A 15,735-nucleotide genomic window follows, 5' to 3' on the forward strand; every position below is an offset into this window, starting at 1 on the left:
TCGCGGCCATGACCGCCGACAGCAGCAAATACACGCCGACCGCGTCCTCCGCCGGGGCCGCCGGGTTCACCGGATCGGCTCTCGGGAAGTCGCTCGTCTGGTCGGAGGAGTTCGACATCCCGATCGCCTGGGGCACGAGGTGGGTCGGTGACAGGACCAGCGCCTATCGCTACGCCGGTCACAACCCGGACGACAACAAGCTCGACTGGCTCGACCCGGGCTGCGTGACCGTGTCGGGCAGCGTGGCCACCTTCACCGCCACCCCGGCGCACCACACCCTCGAGAACGGCCGGCAGGCCTGGCGGACCGGCCTGCTCACCACAGAGTACTCCGACGAGGGCTTCCAGGTGCGTACCGGCGACTACGCGGAGGTCCGCGTCAAGCTGCCGTGCCGGGCGGGCGCCTGGCCGGCGTTGTGGACCTGGAAGGACGGCGGGAACGAGGTCGACACCTTCGAGTATCACCCGGACAACCCGCATCTGCTGGAGCTGTCCAACCATGTCAACGACGCCTGCACGTATTACACCGACGCCGACACGGTCGTCCCGGACGGGTGGGTGACCCTCGGCAGTCATTACGGCCAGCGCTCCGTCGACTGGTACGTGGACGGCGAGCGGGTCTTCCGGGACGGCACCGGCGTCGGCCGCGGCTGGTCGGCGTACCTGATCCTGAACCTCTCGCTGAGCGCGGGCGAGTACCACCCGGCTCCCTCCGGCAAGGAGCCGGTCACCTTCGCCGTCGACCATCTGCGCGTGTACCGCTGAGGGGTTCGCCCGGCGGCCGTCCCTCCAACGGGGTGTCAGCGGTTGCAGACCGCGACGGGCGATTTCACCGTGGGCTCAAGATCCGACGCATTCGAAAGGAACACCCATGCGTGGTCTGTCCGCACGGCGTATCGCGGCCACCGCCCTCTGCGCCACCCTTCTGGTCGGCATCACCGGTCCCGCCGCCGTCGCGGCCGACACGGCCCGGGAAAGCACCCATGCCTCGTCCCGGGGAGCACCCGTCCCCGGCGCGGACGCGCTGCTCGCCCAGGTCAAGAGCCTCGGTGACCTGGGCAGCGTGCTCACCCCGGTCTCCGCTCTGCTCGACGCGGTACTGAAGGCCGACAACGGCCAACTCTCCGCCGACGAGGCGCAGAAGCTCATCACCGCCGTGAAGGACGCCATCACCAAGATCACCGCGCCGGCCTCCACCGTGCCCGGTGCCGCGACCGCGCCGGTCGCTCCCCCGAACTCCACCGTGGCTTCGCCGGTGAAGCTGCCGTCCCTCTCGCAGCAGGGCGCCCACGGGAAGAACCCTGCGCCCAAGGACCTCAAGGCCGATGCGCTCGCCGGTCTGCAGAAGGCGCTGGACACCCTGCTCGCGGCGGTGACCTCCGGCGATGGGAGCAAGGTCGTCCCGGCGGTGACCGGCGTGCTGACCACGGTGGTCAACTTCCTCGCCGCGACGCTGCTCAACAGCGGACTGCCCGCCCCGAACCTGCCGGGTCTGCCCACCCTGCCGTCGCTGCCGTTGCCGGTGGGGTGAGCCTCCTGATGCGCCTTCGGTGATCCAGTGATCAAATGAGGTGAAGTGAGTTCGTGCACTCCGCCGCCGGGCCGTCTCTCATGACGGTCCGGCGGCGGAGTTTTTGCACCGTCGTCGTCCCGCGGGGATCTCATATGTCTTCCGGGCGCGGGGTTTCCGGCCCGGACGGAAGTCGTTGAGCGTGGCATCAGCTTTTCCCGTGCGGCGCCTGACGCCGCGAAAGGAACACGATGACGCTTCTGAAGGAAGATGCGCGGTGACCTCCACCCCGAGCGAGACGCGCCCCTTCGACCTCGCCCAGCTCGGCACGCTCGTCCTGCTGCCCTGGAGCAGCGGGGCCGCCGACGGTGCCGACATGCCGTATCTGCTGGCCTACTCCCTCGGGGACGCCGAGGGCGGCCCGCAGGCGACGGCCGCCGCGGTCGAGGGGCTGCTGGCGAGCAACGGGCTGACGGCCGGCGGAGCACTCGTCGACGGGACCGCTGCCGGAACCGGTCTGGCCATCACGCTGCGCGTCGAGGGCGGGGAGGCCGTCGTCGACCTGCCGCAGCTGGGCGCCCGGTGCGCCGCTCCGCCCGCCTGGCTGACGGCCGTCGCCGAACGCGGCTACGCCTACCTCGTGTTCACCACCCGCCCCTGGCCCGAGGGCAGACCGGGTCTGCCGATCGAGCCCGAGGCGCTGACCTCCTTCGTCGGCGCCGAGCAGACCCTGCGGGCCGCCGCACACGTCGTCCTGCCGACGCAGGGCCCGCACGCCTGATGCGGCGGGCCGGGAGCGGCCCCGCGCTCGCCGTGCTGCTGGTGCTCACGGGCGCGGCGGGGCTGCTGGCCTCCTGGGTCATCACCATCGACGAGTTCAAGCTGCTGAAGAACCCCGCCTTCGTCCCGGGATGCAGCCTGAACCCGGTGGTGTCCTGCGGCAGCGTGATGAAGAGCGCCCAGGCCTCGGTCTTCGGGTTCCCCAACCCGATGCTGGGCCTGGTGGCCTACGCCGCCGTGATCTGCGTAGGCATGAGTCTGCTGGCCGGCGCGGAGTTCCCCGGCTGGTACTGGCTGACCTTCGGGGCGGGCTGTCTGTTCGGGATCGGGTTCGTGTCCTGGCTCCAGTTCGAGTCGCTGTACCGGATCAACGCGCTGTGCCTGTGGTGCTGTCTGGCCTGGGCCGCGACGATCCTGCTGTTCTGGTACGTGACGTCCTTCGTCGTACGGGCCGGCTTCCTGCCCGCGCCAGGCCCGGTGAAGAGCTTCTTCGCGGAGTTCACCTGGGTGCTGCCGGTCCTGCACATCGGCGTCGTCGGCATGCTGATCCTGACGCGCTGGTGGGACTTCTGGACCGGCTGACCTCTACGGAGTGCCAGGAAAGGGCCGTTTGGCGGTATCGGTGGTGACGGTGCGACCCGACCTGTGGTTTACCGCTGCGGACATCAGGGTCTGTCCGAAGGAGTGAGCCATGACGGTCAGTGCTGACGACGGTGCGCCGACGGGCGCGGAGCAGGAGACCGGTATCCGGGCCGACGACGTGCCGGAGCGGCGGACATGGCGGGTGATAAGGCGCGGGCTGCTCGCCTCCGCCGCGGCCCTCGCGCTCGCCCCGCTGGTCGCCGCCACGCGCGCCCCGCGGCCCGGGGCCGGTGGCGAAGGCCCGCGGGACATGGAGGAGCAGGCCTTCGATGAGGTGTACCACGGCCGTCGCATCAAGGGCACACCGGAGGCCGGCGGGGCGTACGGGCCCGAGGGGTGCGCGTGGGAGGTCACCGTGGACGGCCATCCGTTGCATCTGATGCGCCGTGCCGACGGCACCTGGCTGACCATGGTCGATCACTACAGCTCGTACCGGACCTCGCTGGAGGCGACCCGGGCGGCCGTCGACGAGCTCGGGCCCGGGCGGCGGCTGCGCGATCTGGCGCCGAGTCCGTTCGGCGAGCGGGAGGGGCACATGGGGGGACAGCATGGCGTACGTGCGTAAGAACGTGGGCAAGCTGACGGCGGACGAGCGGCGGCGGTTCGTCAACGCGCTGCTGGAGATCAAATGGCGTGGCGTGTACGACGAGTTCGTACGGCTGCACATCTCCTACTACACCGCCGACGGCGACAAGGGGCTGCGCGCGGCGCACATGGGGCCCTCCTTCCTGCCCTGGCACCGGCGCTTCCTGCTGGACCTGGAGGGGGCGCTGCAGCGGGTCGACCCGTCGGTGACGGTGCCGTACTGGGACTGGACGCGGGACCGTTCGACGACGGCCACGCCCTGGACCGACGACCTGCTCGGCGGGAACGGGCGCAGCCCCGACCATCAGGTCGTCAGCGGGCCGTTCGCCTATGGGCAGGGCTACTGGCCGATCAAGGAGGGCGTCACCGACGGCGCGTTCCTCACCCGGAACTTCGGGCGCCCCCGGGACCCCATCGAGCTGCCGACGAAGAAGGACCTGGACGCGGCACTCGCCGACAAGGTCTACGACACCTCGCCCTGGGACTCCACCTGTACCAAGGGGTTCCGCAACAAGCTGGAGGGGTGGGGGACCGGCAGGGACCACGTCGCCTGGCGCAACCACAACCTCGTGCACCGCTGGGTCGGCGGCGCCATGCTCGGCGGTGCGTCCGTCAACGACCCGGTGTTCTGGCTGCACCACGCCTTCGTCGACATGCAGTGGACCCGGTGGCAGCAGCGGCACCGGAAGAGCGCGCGCTATCTGCCGGCCGCTCCGCCTGGGGCCGGCGACGACCAGCACGGGCGGATCGTGGCCCGGAACGAGAGCATGCCGCCGTGGAGCGTCACGCCGCGTGAGATGGAGGACGTGAGCGGGATCTACCGGTACGCCTGACCGGCCGGGCCGGGCTCTCGGCCCAGGCGCCGTACCGGTTCTCCGTCCAGGAACGCGCGGATGTCGTCCACCGCCTCGCGGTAGTACGTCTCGTAGTTCGACCGCGAGACGTAGCCGAGGTGGGGGGTGGCGAGCAGGCGCGGGGCCGTGCGCATCGGGTGATCGGCGGGGAGCGGCTCGGTGTCGAAGACGTCGACGCCCGCGCCGGCGATGCGGCCCTCGTGCAGTGCGGCGAGCAGGGCGTCCTGGTCGACGATCGCCGCGCGGGAGGTGTTGACCAGGTAGGCCGTGGGCTTGAGCAGGGCGAGTTCGGCCGGGCCGAGCAGGCCGCGGGTGCGGTCGCTCAGGGCCAGGTGGACGGAGACGTAGTCGCTGTCCGACAGCAACTCCTCCTTGGAGGCGGCGAGCTGGACGCCCACCTCGTCGGCGTACTCCTTGGTGAGGTTCTGGCTCCAGGCGCTGACGTGCATGCCGAAGGCGAGGCCCACGTGCGCGACCCGGCTGCCGATCTTGCCGAGGCCGAGCAGGCCGAGCCGGCGGCCGTGCAGGTCGGCGCCCACGGTCTGCTGCCAAGGCCCGCCGGAGCGCAGGGAGTTGGTCTCCTCGACGATCCCGCGGGCCAGGCCGAGCAGCAGGGCCCAGGTCAGTTCGACGGGCGGGGTCGAGGTGCTGGCGGTGCCGCACACGGTGACGCCGTGCGCCTCGGCGGCGGCGTGGTCGATGACGCTGTTGCGCATCCCGGAGGCGACGAGGAGCTTCAGCCGGGGCAGGCGGGTGAACAGGGAGGCCGGGAAGGGGACCCGCTCGCGCAGGGTGACGACGATGTCGAAGTCGGCGAGGACGGCGGCCAGTTCGTCCTCGCCGGCGAAGTGCCCGGGGAAGCTGACGGTCTCCACCCGGTCCGCCACGGGCGACCAGTCGGCGATCTCGGTCGCGACCTGCTGGTAGTCGTCGAGCACAGCGCAGCGCAGCCGCACGGCGGGTCCCTTCGTCGGTGTCTCGGTGCAGGTCAGTAATAGTCCCGCATGAGGGCGGTGGCCCAGTCGGGCTGGGTGGTGGGTCCCTGCGGGCCGAACTCGGCCATGTACGGCTTGATGTCGAGTACGGGGGTGCCGTCCACCGCGTCCAGGCCCTGGACGTGCAGGTCGAGCCCGTCGGTGTGCAGCAGGCGGCAGCGGGAGACGCCGAGGCGGCCGGGGCGGTTCTTGCCGCGCTGAGCGAAGATGCCGACGAGGGGCCAGTCGGTGTTGCCGCGCGGATGGCGGGCGCCGGTCTGGATCTTCCCCTCCGGCACGCGGTCGAAGTGGTAGACGACCTCCAGGTGGGAGAAGGCGTCCAGGCCGGCCAGCGCGTCGGGGCCGAAGCGGTCGGCGTCCAGGCGGATGACGGAGGTCACCGGACCCCAGTCGTCGTCCCTGACCTCCTCGCGGCCGCCGATCACCCGGGCGACCGGGTGGACGACCACTGCGGTGTTCTCCGGCACGGCAACTGCCTTTCGTCGGCGGGTTCTTGTGCCGGCAATTGTGCGTGATGGGCGTTCGGCCGGCGAGCTGCCGCGCCTTGGCCCGGACTGGGCGGCGTAGCCGCGGTCACGGCGAAGGCCGCGGTCCGGTCGTGCACGCGCGCGTGCGAGAGCCGGCGGAGTCGGCGGCATCGGCGGCGTCGGTGGACCGGGGCGACGACCGGCTCTCTGTGCACTGCGGGATCGCGCTGGAGTACGGGCCGCGGTTCAACGCCATGCGCCGGGAGCGGGCCGCGTGGGCGGCCACGCGGATCGAGTGAGCCTCTGTCCACAGGGGTCCGGACGTGCTCGTACGGACACCTAGACTGAACGGGCGCGGTGCGGCGCGCGGAACAGGGCGGGACGGGAGTAGGACTGTGGCGGCAGACACCGGTGGCTTCGAGGATCCCTCCGCCGAGGTGCTCACGGAGGCGGCCGCCGCCTTCGGGCTGCTGGCGTCCTCGGCCCGGCTGCACATCGTGTGGGCGCTGGCGCAGGGCGAGAGCGATGTCACGCATCTCGCGGACCGGGTCGGCGGCGCGCTGCCCGCGGTCAGCCAGCATCTGGCGAAGCTGAAGCTCGCCGGACTGGTGCGCTCCCGTCGCGAGGGCCGGCGCCAGATCTACTTCGTGGACGACTCCGACGTCGTGACCGTGGTCCGGGTGATGGTGGGCCAGCTGTCGGCGCGGGCCGAGGGGGCCTCCGCGCCCGTGCACAGGCTGCGCGGGACCGGTGGCTGACAGCGCCGCGGCCCCGGAACCCGCGGACGGCGCATCCGTCGGCCGGGTCTTCGGCGCGGTGGGGGAGCCCGGTGCGGCGACCCTGCTCCAGACGCTGCGGCACCTGGACAGCGGCCCGCGCGGCCTGACCGAGGCGCAGGCGGCGGAGCGGCAGGCCCGCGTCGGCCCCAACACGCTGCCGGGGCACCGGGAGTCCTCCTGGCCGACGGCGTTGCTGCGGAGTCTGCGCGACCCGTTCACCGCCGTACTGCTCTGCCTCGGCCTGGTCTCGGCGGCCGTCGCCTCCTGGGGCACCGCCTGCGTGATCCTCCTGCTGGTGGCGGTGAGCTGCGCGCTGCGGGCGTCCGGGGAGCACCGCGCCGACCGGTCCATGGCCGGGCTGCGCGGCCTGGTCGCCACCACGGCCACCGTTCTGCGCCGGGACGGGGAGGACCTGCCGCCGGACGTGCGGGAGATCCCCGTGGACGAGCTGGTGCCCGGGGACGTGATCCGGCTCGGACCGGGCGACCTGGTCCCGGCCGACGTACGGCTGCTGCGCGCGCAGGGACTGACCGTGCATCAGGCGCCGCTCACGGGCGAGTCGGCGCCCGTGGCCAAGGACGCCGACGACGCGGCGGCCACGGCCGGCGGCGGTGGCTTCGACCGGCCGCAGCTCTGCTTCCAGGGCAGCAGTGTGGCCTCCGGGAGCGCCACCGCGGTGGTTCTGGCGACCGGCGCGCGCACCCGGTTCGCCGCCGCGCACAGCGGTGACGACGACCGGCGGGAGGCCAGCGCCTTCGACCGGTCGGTGCACGGGATCTCCTGGATCCTCATCCGGTTCATGCTGCTGACTCCGCCGCTGGTCCTCATGGCGGGCGCCGCGCTGCGCGACCGCGGCCCGGAGACGCTGCCGTTCGCCGTCGCGGTCGCCGTCGGGCTGACGCCGGAGATGCTGCCGGTCATCGTCACCCTGTGCCTGGCGCGCGGGGCCTCGCTGCTGGCCCGGCAGCACGGCGTGATCGTCAAGCGGCTGCCCGCGCTGCACGACCTCGGCGCCGTCGACGTGCTGTGCCTCGACAAGACCGGCACGCTCACCCAGGACCGCCCGGTCCTGCACCAGGCCCTCGGCCCCGGCGGGCGGGACGACCCCGAGGTGCTGCGCTGGGCCGCGGTGAACGCCTGGTGGACCCTCCAGCTCGCCGACCTGCCCGCACCGGACGCCCTCGACGACGCGCTGCTGGACGCCGCCGACGAGGACGACGTCATGGCCTGCGACGGCGTGGCGGCCCTGCCCTTCGATCCGCTACGGCGCCTTGCCACCGCCGTGGTCCGTACGCCGGGCCGGCTGGGCGTGCACACCCTGGTCGTCAAGGGAGCCGCCGAGACCGTACTGGAGCGCTGTGTCCTCGCGGACGAGGAGCGCGCGGAACTGCTCGCGCTCGCCGCACGGCACGCGGACGAGGGGCTGCGGGTGCTGGCGGTCGCCACCGCCGGGCGCACGGCACGCACGCGTGAGTACACGCCGGCCGATGAACGGGGCCTGGAATTCCGGGGTTTCGTCACCTTCAAGGACGCGCTCGCCCCGACCGCCGCCGCGGCGCTGCGGGTCCTCGCGGGACGGGGCGTGTCCGTACGGGTCCTCACCGGTGACCATCCGGGCACCGCGGTGCGCGCCTGCCAGGACCTGGGCATCGACGTGCCGCCGGGCGGCGTCCTGACCGGTGAGCGCCTCGACGGCCTGACCGACGGCGAGCTGGCCGAGGCCGCCGCCCGTACGGTCGTCTTCGCCCGCTGCGCCCCCGAGCACAAGGCCCGTGTCGCCACCGCGCTCCGCGCGAGCGGGCACACCGTCGGCCACCTCGGCGACGGGGTCAACGACCTGCCCGCCCTGCGCGCCGCGGACGTCGGCATCGCACCGCGTGACGCCGTGGACGTCGCGCGGGAGAGCGCGGACCTGGTCCTCGCCGAGAAGGACCTCACGGCGATCGACCACGGCATCGCGGCCGGACGGTACGCGGGCGGCAACATCGCCACGTATCTGCGCATCACCCTGTCCTCCAACCTCGGCAACGTCATCGCGATGCTCGCGGCCGGCCTCCTGCTGCCCTACCTGCCGATGCTCCCGGCGCAGGTGCTGGCGCAGAACCTGTGCTTCGACGCGGCCCAGCTCGCCTTCACCCACGACCGGCCGCATCCTTCGGTGCTGCGCCGTCCGACCGTGCTGCGCCCGCGCCGGCTGCTGCGCTTCATCACGGGCTTCGGCGTCCTCAACGCGGTTGCCGACCTCGCCACCTTCGGGGTGCTGGCGTTCGCTCTGAGCGGGTTCGAGGGGCTGGCGGACGCCTCGGCGTTCCACTCCGGCTGGTTCACCGAGAACCTGCTCACGCAGGCGCTGGTGATGGTGCTCCTGCGCGCCGGGCGGCGGCATGTGGCCGGGGGAGGCCCGGGCCCGATCGGCTGGGCGGCCGGCGCGCTGGCCGCCGTAGGGCTGCTGCTGCCGGTGTCTCCGGCGGGGCCGCTGCTCGGGCTGTCGCCGTTGCCGCTGCTGTACTACCTGCTGCTGGCGGCCGTACTCGCCCTGTACGCCGTGGGGTTGGTGGCGGTCCGGGCGCGGGACGAGCGGCGCATCTAGCGTCTTGCCGAACCGGACTCGGTTTTCTTGGTTGTACAGTTGCGCAATGTAGCAACCATTAACCGTGGAGAAGGGTGGGCGGCATGCTCCGCAACGGACTGGAACCGTGGCACCTGCTGGTCGTGGCGATCGTCATCATCTTGCTTTTCGGATCGAAGAAGCTGCCCGAGGCCGCCCGCGGGCTGGGCAAGTCGATGCGCATCCTCAAGAGCGAGGCCAAGGCGATGAAGGACGACGACGGCGCCGTGCACTCCGCGCCCGGGGACGGCACGATCCACTGAGCGCGGGGCGTGGGGGCCGGGGGAGCCGCACTGTAACCGCGTTGTCGCAGCGTGTGCGTGTGGTGTAAACCACCTGCGCGCTCAGACACAGTTGCTATATTGCGCAATCATCCAATCCGTGGGGTGCGCCCTGACGTGCGGGGCGGTGTCCTGCTCCCGGCCGTCGCGCCGGCGATTGGCGTCGGCCAGAGCAGAGGGAGTGGGATTTGAGCGACCCCTGGGGCGAAGGCCGCGGCCGTTCGGCCACACGTGCCCGCTCGGCCGCGCGCGACAGGTCCGCCGTACGCGATCGCTCGGCGCCCGTGCCGCGCCAGCGCCACGCGGACGACGACGGACCCCGTCGCCCGTCGCACGGAGGCCGGGCGGCCGCCCGGCAGGCGACGCACTCCCGGGGACGCCGCTCGAACCGGCGGGCCAAGCCCGCAGTCCGGCGCAGGAGGTTCGCGCGCATAGCCCTGCTCACGGTGTCGGCGCTGATCCTGGTCACCGCGGGTGCGGGCGCGTGGCTCTACGAGCACCTGAACGGCAACATCAACAGCGTCTCGCTCGACGGCAAGGGCGGCCAGGAGAAGGCGGACGCCTTCGGCCGGACCCCGATCAACATCCTGGTGATCGGCTCGGACGGCCGGAACAACGCCGCCGACTGCAAGCTGGGCGGCGGCTGCGGCTCGGCGAGTTCGACCGCCGGGCACAACGCGGACGTGGAGATGGTGGTGCACGTCTCCGCCGACCGCTCCAACGCCACGGTGATGAGCATCCCGCGCGACACCATGACCGACGTCCCCGCCTGCAAGGACTCGGACACCGGACAGTCGACGCCCGGCTTCCACGGGCAGATCAACAGCGCGCTCCAGTACGGCGCGGCCTGCCAGGTCGACACCGTCCACCAGCTCACCGGCATCACCATCGACCACTTCGTGATGCTCGACTTCTCCGGCGTGGTGAAGATGTCCGACGCCGTGGGCGGGGTGTCGGTGTGTGTCAGCGACAACGTCTACGACACGTACTCGCACCTGAAGCTCTCCAAGGGCACGCACACCCTCAAGGGCGAGGCGGCCCTCGAGTTCGTCCGCTCCCGGCACGGCTTCGGCGACGGCAGCGACCTCGGCCGTACGGTCTCCCAGCACCTCTTCCTGGGCGCCATGATCCGCAAGTTCAAGAGCGCGGGCACCCTGGCCAACCCCGCCAAGGTCTACTCGCTGGCCGACGCCGCCACCAAGGCGCTGACCGTGGACACCGGCCTCGGCAGCGTCAGCAAGCTCGTCGACCTGGCGACCGACCTGAACAAGGTGCCGTCGAAACGGATGACGTTCACGACTATGCAGACGGCGGCCGACCCGACCAACGCCGACCGTGTCGTGCCCGCGGCCGCCGCGAAGTCGCTCTTCGCGACCATCGCCGGCGATCAGTCCCTGACGTCGAGCAACGGCAAGAAGAAGTCCGCGACGTCCGCGTCCCCGTCGGCCGTGGCCACCGTGCCGGCCTCCGAGGTCGCCGTGGAGGTCGAGAACGGCACCACCACCGCCGGACGCGCCTCGGTGATCGCCCAGGCCCTCACGGCCAAGGGCTTCAGCCAGAACACGACGACCGGCAATGCCCCCGCACAGTCCTCGAAGACGACGATCACCTACGGCCCCGGCCAGAAGGCGCAGGCCCAGACGGCTGCCGAAGCGCTCGGTCTGCCCGCCTCGCACCTCACCCAGGGCAGCACGGCCGGTGTGGTCCTCGTCATCGGCAGCGACTGGCCGACCGGCACCGCCTACGGCTCCTCGGGCGGCTCGTCCTCGGCCCACGCGGACACCCACGCGGCGGTCGCCGACGCCCACGCCCAGACCGCCGACAAGGCCAAGAGCTGCGCCAAGGTGAGCCCTTACAAGACGGTGCAGATCAACGGCGTCCCGATGACCCCGGCGCAGGCGTACGCGGCTGCATCCACGAAGAAGGACTCGGCGCCGTAGCGGGCCCGGGCACGGCTCCGCCGCCCCGGCCAGCAAAAAGCCCTCCCGGAAGGGAGGGCGGAGACGGTGCGCCCCCGGCAGGACTCGAACCTGCGGCCAAGCGCTTAGAAGGCGCCTGCTCTATCCACTGAGCTACGGGGGCCGGGTGTGTGGCCTCTGTCGTGGTGCCCGGTGCGGGCTGATCCGTGACGTCGCCGGGGACAAGGATAGGGCTGCCGCGTCCATGTCCCTGTTGCTTCGCCTCCGTGGCTCGATGTGGAGGTTCGGTGAAGCGGTCCTGATAATCGCAGGCAGGTACGAATCGTGCACCGCTTTTGGGCTCTGGCGCACCGGGTGTTGTGCACTCGTTATGCCTGGACTGTGCCCGCGTCCCAGTCATCCCTTCCGTCCCTTGTGTCCTATCGGCGCGCAGACATGCTCATATGCTTCAGAATTCCCCTAAAATTGGGCATTCTTCGCATGTGGTGACCTTGGACGTACGGCCTCAGCTGCTCGACGCACTCTCCGCCCTGCGCGACCGTGTCGCCGCCGCTCGCTTCCCGCTCCCTCTGGCGGGAGCTCCACGCGCGCGTGCCAACCGCGACGAACTGCTCGCACAGCTAGACGACTACTTGGTGCCCCGGTTGAAGGAGCCCGAAGCGCCCTTGCTGGCCGTGGTGGGCGGTTCCACCGGTGCCGGCAAGTCGACCCTCGTCAACTCGCTCGTGGGACGGCGCGTCAGCGAGGCGGGCGTGCTGCGGCCAACCACGCGGACACCGGTGTTGGTGTGCCATCCGGAGGACCATCACTGGTTCAGCGGGATGAGGGTGCTGCCCGATCTCACGCGCGTGTGGGTGCCCCATCAGGACGCCGGGGACGAGTTGTTGCTCCCCGGGGAGGACCCCGCGCGCGTACTGCGCGTCGAGACCGCCGACACGATGCCGCGCGGCCTCGCCCTCCTCGACGCCCCCGACATCGACTCCCTCGTGGCCGACAACCGCGTCCTGGCCGCCGAACTCGTCTGCGCGGCCGACATCTGGATCATGGTCACCACGGCAGCCCGCTACGCCGACGCCGTCCCCTGGCATCTCCTGCGCACCGCCAAGGAGTACGACGCCACCCTGGTGACGGTGCTCGACCGCGTGCCGCACCAGGTCGTCTCCGAGGTGTCCCGGCAGTACGGCGCGCTGCTCACCAAGGCGGGCCTCGGCGACGTGCCGCGCTTCACGGTGCCCGAACTGCCAGAGTCCGCCTGGGGCAGCGGGCTGCTGCCGGCCACCGCCGTGGCCTCGCTGCGGACCTGGCTGGTGCACCTGGCGCAGGACCCGGCCGCCCGTCAGCACGTCATGGCCCGTACCGCACAAGGGGTGCTCAACTCCCTCAAGGCGCGGATGCCCGAACTCGCCAGTGCCGCCGCCGCCCAGTACGCGGCCGCCCTGCGGCTCACCTCCGCCGTCGAGACGGCGTACGACAGCGAGCACGCGCGCGTGCGGGGGCGGTTGCAGGCCGGCGCCGTGCTCGCGGGGGACGCGCTGAAGCGGTGGCGAGCGTTCCCGCTCGACTGCTCCGGCAGTGAGCTCCTCGACGCGCTCGTGGAGAGCCTGGCGGCCCTCCTGCTGTGCTCCGTCGCCGCCGCCGACGAGCGCGTCGAGGACGCCTGGCGGCGCGAACCCGCGGCGCGCGCACCGGAGCTGACCGAACGCGACCCGTCCCTGGAGAGCGCCGAACACCGCATCGGGCTCGCCGTACGTCGGTGGCGGCGCGAACTCGAGGAGTTCGCCGAGGAGGAGGTGCGCGAGCTCGACCGCAACGTCGCGCCGGACCCCGAGCTCATCGCTGTGCTCGTCGCCACGGTGCTGCTGGGCGGCCGCCGGGCGCGCTCGGCCGGAGAGGGCCTCGCCGAACGGATCGGCGCACACGGGGCGCTGCGCCTGCGCGACCGCGGCGGGCGGCTGCTCACCGAGCACCTCGACCGGGTCATGCACACCGAACGCGAGCGCCGCCTCGCGCCGCTCGACGCCCTCGACGTCCACCCCGAGCCCCAGGCCGAACTCATCGCCGCGCTGTCCGTACTGCAGAAGGAGAGGTGACCGGTGACTGCCGTCACTGACCAGGACCACACGGATCACGCCGATCAAGCAGGCGACAAGGGCGCCACCGGGGACGGGCGTTCCGAGCGTCCCGATGAGGGCGCCTCCGAGGAGGGAACGTCCGGGAAGAAGGCCTCCGGGAAGAAGTCCTACGGGGCGGACACCTCTGGAGCGGACATCTCCGAGGCGGGCGATTCACGCAAAGGCGCCTCAAGAAAAGGCACTTCCGAAGGGGGCTCCTCCGGAAAGGGCAACACCGGGAGGCGCATTTTCGGGAAGGGCGGAAAGGGGCGCACCGGGGAGGCGGAAGCCTCGGGGCGCGAGTCCGACGGCGGCAGGCGCGACAGCAAGCGAGCGGAGAAGGGTGGCGGGCGCGAGAACGACAGCCACGCGCGCGTGGAGCGCGGTGACACCTCCCGTCGCGGGGACTCCGCTCGTACGGACGCCACGGATTCCGGCGGGGCCTGGGACGACGGGCTGATCGCGCGGCGCGTGAGCGAGGAGACCGCCGTGGCCGAGCATGTCCTCCCCGTGGAGACGCGGGGATACGGCGCCCAGGTCGCGGGACCGCTCGTGTACGACGCTCCCCTGCGGTCGCGGCTCGAGGCGATGCGGGAACTCGTGGGGCTCTCGCGCACCCGGCTCGACAGCCGGACGCTCGCCGAGGCCGGCCGAGTGCTGGACGAGGCGGCGGCGCGCCGCCGGCTGTCCGGACAGCACACCGTCGTCGCCATCGCGGGCGCGACGGGCAGCGGCAAGTCGCAGCTCTTCAACGCGCTGGCCGGGGTGCCCATTTCGGAGACCGGCGTACGGCGGCCCACCACGGCGACGCCGATCGCGTGCAGTTGGAGCGACGGCGGGGCGAGCCTCATCGAGCGGCTCGGCATCCCGCCCCGGCTGCGCCGTCGCCCACTGCAGAACCCCGAGACCGAGGCGCAGTTGCGCGGGCTCGTCCTGGTCGACCTGCCGGACCACGACTCGGCCGCCGTGCAGCACCGCGAGCAGGTGGACCGCGTCCTGGCCCTCGTGGACGCCGTCATCTGGGTCGTCGACCCGGAGAAGTACGCGGACGCGATGCTGCACGAGCGCTATCTGCGGCCCATGGCGGGACACGCGGAGGTCATGTTCGTCGTCCTCAACCAGACCGACCGGCTGCCCGGCGAGGCGACCGAACAAGTCCTCGACGACCTGCGGCGGCTGCTCGACGAGGACGGCATCGCGCTGGGCGAGTACGGCGAACCCGGTGCGACCGTGCTCGGGCTGTCTGCACTCACCGGTGAGGGCGTCGGGGAACTGCGCGAGGCGCTCGGCCAGTTCGTGGCGGAGCGAGGAGCGCCCGCGCGCCGGATCGCGGCCGACCTGGACACCGCCGCGGCGGGGCTCCGGCCCCTCTACGCCACGCGGCGACGGACCGGCCTGAGCGAGGAAGCGCGCGACGAGTTCGCCGCCCGGCTCGCGGACGCGGTGGGTGCCTCGGCCGCGGGCGAGGCGGCCGAACGGGCCTGGCTGCGCAACGCCAACCGCGCCTGCGGAACGCCCTGGCTGCGCCTGTGGCGGTGGTACCAGGACCGGTCCGAACCGGCCACGGGGCGGCTGTCGTTGCGCGCCCAGACGGACGAGGAGGCCACGGCCCGCCAGCGGGTCGAGCAGGCGGTACGGACACTGGCCGACCGGGCCTCGACCGGGCTGCCCGCACCCTGGGCGCAGGCGGTGCGCGAGGCGGCCGTACGTGGTTCTCAGGGGCTGCCCGAGGCGCTGGACTCCCTGGCGACACGGACGGGTCTGCCGCCGGGCCGTCCGCCGCGGCCCGGCTGGTGGCCGGCGGCCGTACTGGTCCAGGCGTCGATGACGCTCCTCCAAGTCGTCGGCGGACTGTGGCTGTTGGGGCAGATCGTCGGGTTCATGGCGCCGAACCTGGGCGTGCCGGTGCTGCTGATGCTGGCCGGGATCATCGGGGGGCCGATCGTCGAATGGAGCTGCCGCATGGCCGCACGCGGCCCCGCTCGCCGCTACGGCACCGAGGCGGAACGGCGTCTGCGGGAGGCGGCCGCCGGGTGCGGGAGAGCCCGGGTGCTGGATCCGGTGGCGGCCGAACTGCTGCGGTACCGGGAGGTGCGCGAGCAGTACGGGCGGGTGACGGGGGTGGGAACGGCCGGAGTGTGACGGCCGGCCCGCCGTCCCATGATCACTCGTCAGGGTCGTCCTGCGCCCACGTGTCCGGATGCT

Annotated in this window: 15 protein-coding genes and 1 tRNA gene; 13 read left to right on the forward strand and 3 right to left on the reverse strand. The window is 72.2% G+C overall.

The features are described from left to right. Positions 1-8: 8 nt before the first annotated feature. The 6 genes from ACGFYN_RS06025 (at position 9) to ACGFYN_RS06050 (ending at position 4,349) form a co-directional block, all read left to right on the forward strand. Positions 9-764: a beta-glucanase gene (locus ACGFYN_RS06025; RefSeq protein WP_393864534.1), complete on the forward strand. Its 756-nt coding sequence runs from the start codon at positions 9-11 to the stop codon at positions 762-764. Positions 765-870: 106 nt separating this feature from the next. Next, positions 871-1,530 carry a hypothetical protein gene (locus ACGFYN_RS06030; protein ID WP_393864535.1) on the forward strand — a complete coding sequence of 220 codons (660 nt, stop codon included), beginning with the start codon at positions 871-873 and terminating at the stop codon, positions 1,528-1,530. Between the two features lie 256 nt (positions 1,531-1,786). Continuing rightward, positions 1,787-2,290 (forward strand): DUF5949 family protein, encoded by a 504-nt coding sequence (locus tag ACGFYN_RS06035; RefSeq protein WP_393864536.1) that lies wholly within the window; start codon positions 1,787-1,789, stop codon positions 2,288-2,290. Next, entirely contained in the window at positions 2,290-2,871 is a 582-nt protein-coding gene (locus ACGFYN_RS06040) for a vitamin K epoxide reductase family protein (RefSeq protein WP_393864537.1), read from the forward strand. Before ACGFYN_RS06035 ends, ACGFYN_RS06040 begins: the two co-directional genes overlap by 1 nt. 109 nt (positions 2,872-2,980) lie before the next feature. Then, the gene (locus ACGFYN_RS06045) at positions 2,981-3,496 is read left to right on the forward strand and encodes a tyrosinase family oxidase copper chaperone (RefSeq protein ID WP_393864538.1); all 516 of its coding nucleotides are present in this window, start codon (positions 2,981-2,983) and stop codon (positions 3,494-3,496) included. Then, positions 3,480-4,349, forward strand: coding sequence for a tyrosinase family protein (locus ACGFYN_RS06050; protein ID WP_393864539.1), 870 nt, complete (start codon positions 3,480-3,482; stop codon positions 4,347-4,349). Before ACGFYN_RS06045 ends, ACGFYN_RS06050 begins: the two co-directional genes overlap by 17 nt. Here ACGFYN_RS06050 and ACGFYN_RS06055 read toward each other — a convergent pair. Further along, positions 4,334-5,326, reverse strand: a complete 993-nt coding sequence (locus ACGFYN_RS06055; RefSeq protein WP_393864540.1) for a D-2-hydroxyacid dehydrogenase family protein — start codon at positions 5,324-5,326, stop codon at positions 4,334-4,336. The genes ACGFYN_RS06050 and ACGFYN_RS06055 overlap by 16 nt on opposite strands. 32 nt (positions 5,327-5,358) lie before the next feature. Beyond that, a complete protein-coding gene (locus tag ACGFYN_RS06060; RefSeq protein ID WP_393864541.1) occupies positions 5,359-5,832 on the reverse strand; it encodes an SAM-dependent methyltransferase in 474 nt (157 codons plus the stop codon). Between the two features lie 131 nt (positions 5,833-5,963). Between ACGFYN_RS06060 and ACGFYN_RS06065 the strand changes: the two genes are divergently transcribed. From ACGFYN_RS06065 to ACGFYN_RS06085, 5 genes are all read left to right on the forward strand, one after another. Next, complete coding sequence (locus ACGFYN_RS06065) at positions 5,964-6,131, forward strand: hypothetical protein (protein ID WP_393864542.1); 168 nt, start codon at positions 5,964-5,966, stop codon at positions 6,129-6,131. A gap of 96 nt (positions 6,132-6,227) precedes the next feature. Further along, the gene (locus tag ACGFYN_RS06070) at positions 6,228-6,590 is read left to right on the forward strand and encodes an ArsR/SmtB family transcription factor (protein ID WP_393864543.1); all 363 of its coding nucleotides are present in this window, start codon (positions 6,228-6,230) and stop codon (positions 6,588-6,590) included. Next, positions 6,583-9,201, forward strand: coding sequence for a magnesium-translocating P-type ATPase (mgtA, locus tag ACGFYN_RS06075; RefSeq protein ID WP_393864544.1), 2,619 nt, complete (start codon positions 6,583-6,585; stop codon positions 9,199-9,201). Before ACGFYN_RS06070 ends, mgtA begins: the two co-directional genes overlap by 8 nt. 83 nt (positions 9,202-9,284) lie before the next feature. Then, entirely contained in the window at positions 9,285-9,482 is a 198-nt protein-coding gene (tatA, locus tag ACGFYN_RS06080) for a Sec-independent protein translocase subunit TatA (protein ID WP_393864545.1), read from the forward strand. Positions 9,483-9,946: 464 nt separating this feature from the next. Then, positions 9,947-11,440, forward strand: coding sequence for an LCP family protein (locus ACGFYN_RS06085; RefSeq protein ID WP_393864864.1), 1,494 nt, complete (start codon positions 9,947-9,949; stop codon positions 11,438-11,440). 69 nt (positions 11,441-11,509) lie between these two features. Here the strand turns inward: ACGFYN_RS06085 and ACGFYN_RS06090 are convergent. Beyond that, positions 11,510-11,582, reverse strand: a tRNA-Arg gene (locus tag ACGFYN_RS06090). 319 nt (positions 11,583-11,901) lie between these two features. Here ACGFYN_RS06090 and ACGFYN_RS06095 point away from each other — a divergent pair. Both ACGFYN_RS06095 and ACGFYN_RS06100 read left to right on the forward strand, forming a co-directional pair. Continuing rightward, positions 11,902-13,509, forward strand: a complete 1,608-nt coding sequence (locus ACGFYN_RS06095; protein ID WP_393864546.1) for a dynamin family protein — start codon at positions 11,902-11,904, stop codon at positions 13,507-13,509. Positions 13,510-13,512: 3 nt separating this feature from the next. Further along, positions 13,513-15,672 (forward strand): GTPase, encoded by a 2,160-nt coding sequence (locus ACGFYN_RS06100; protein ID WP_393864547.1) that lies wholly within the window; start codon positions 13,513-13,515, stop codon positions 15,670-15,672. Positions 15,673-15,735 lie beyond the last annotated feature (63 nt).

The organism is Streptomyces sp. NPDC048419, from assembly GCF_043200415.1.
Classification (GTDB): domain Bacteria; phylum Actinomycetota; class Actinomycetes; order Streptomycetales; family Streptomycetaceae; genus Streptomyces.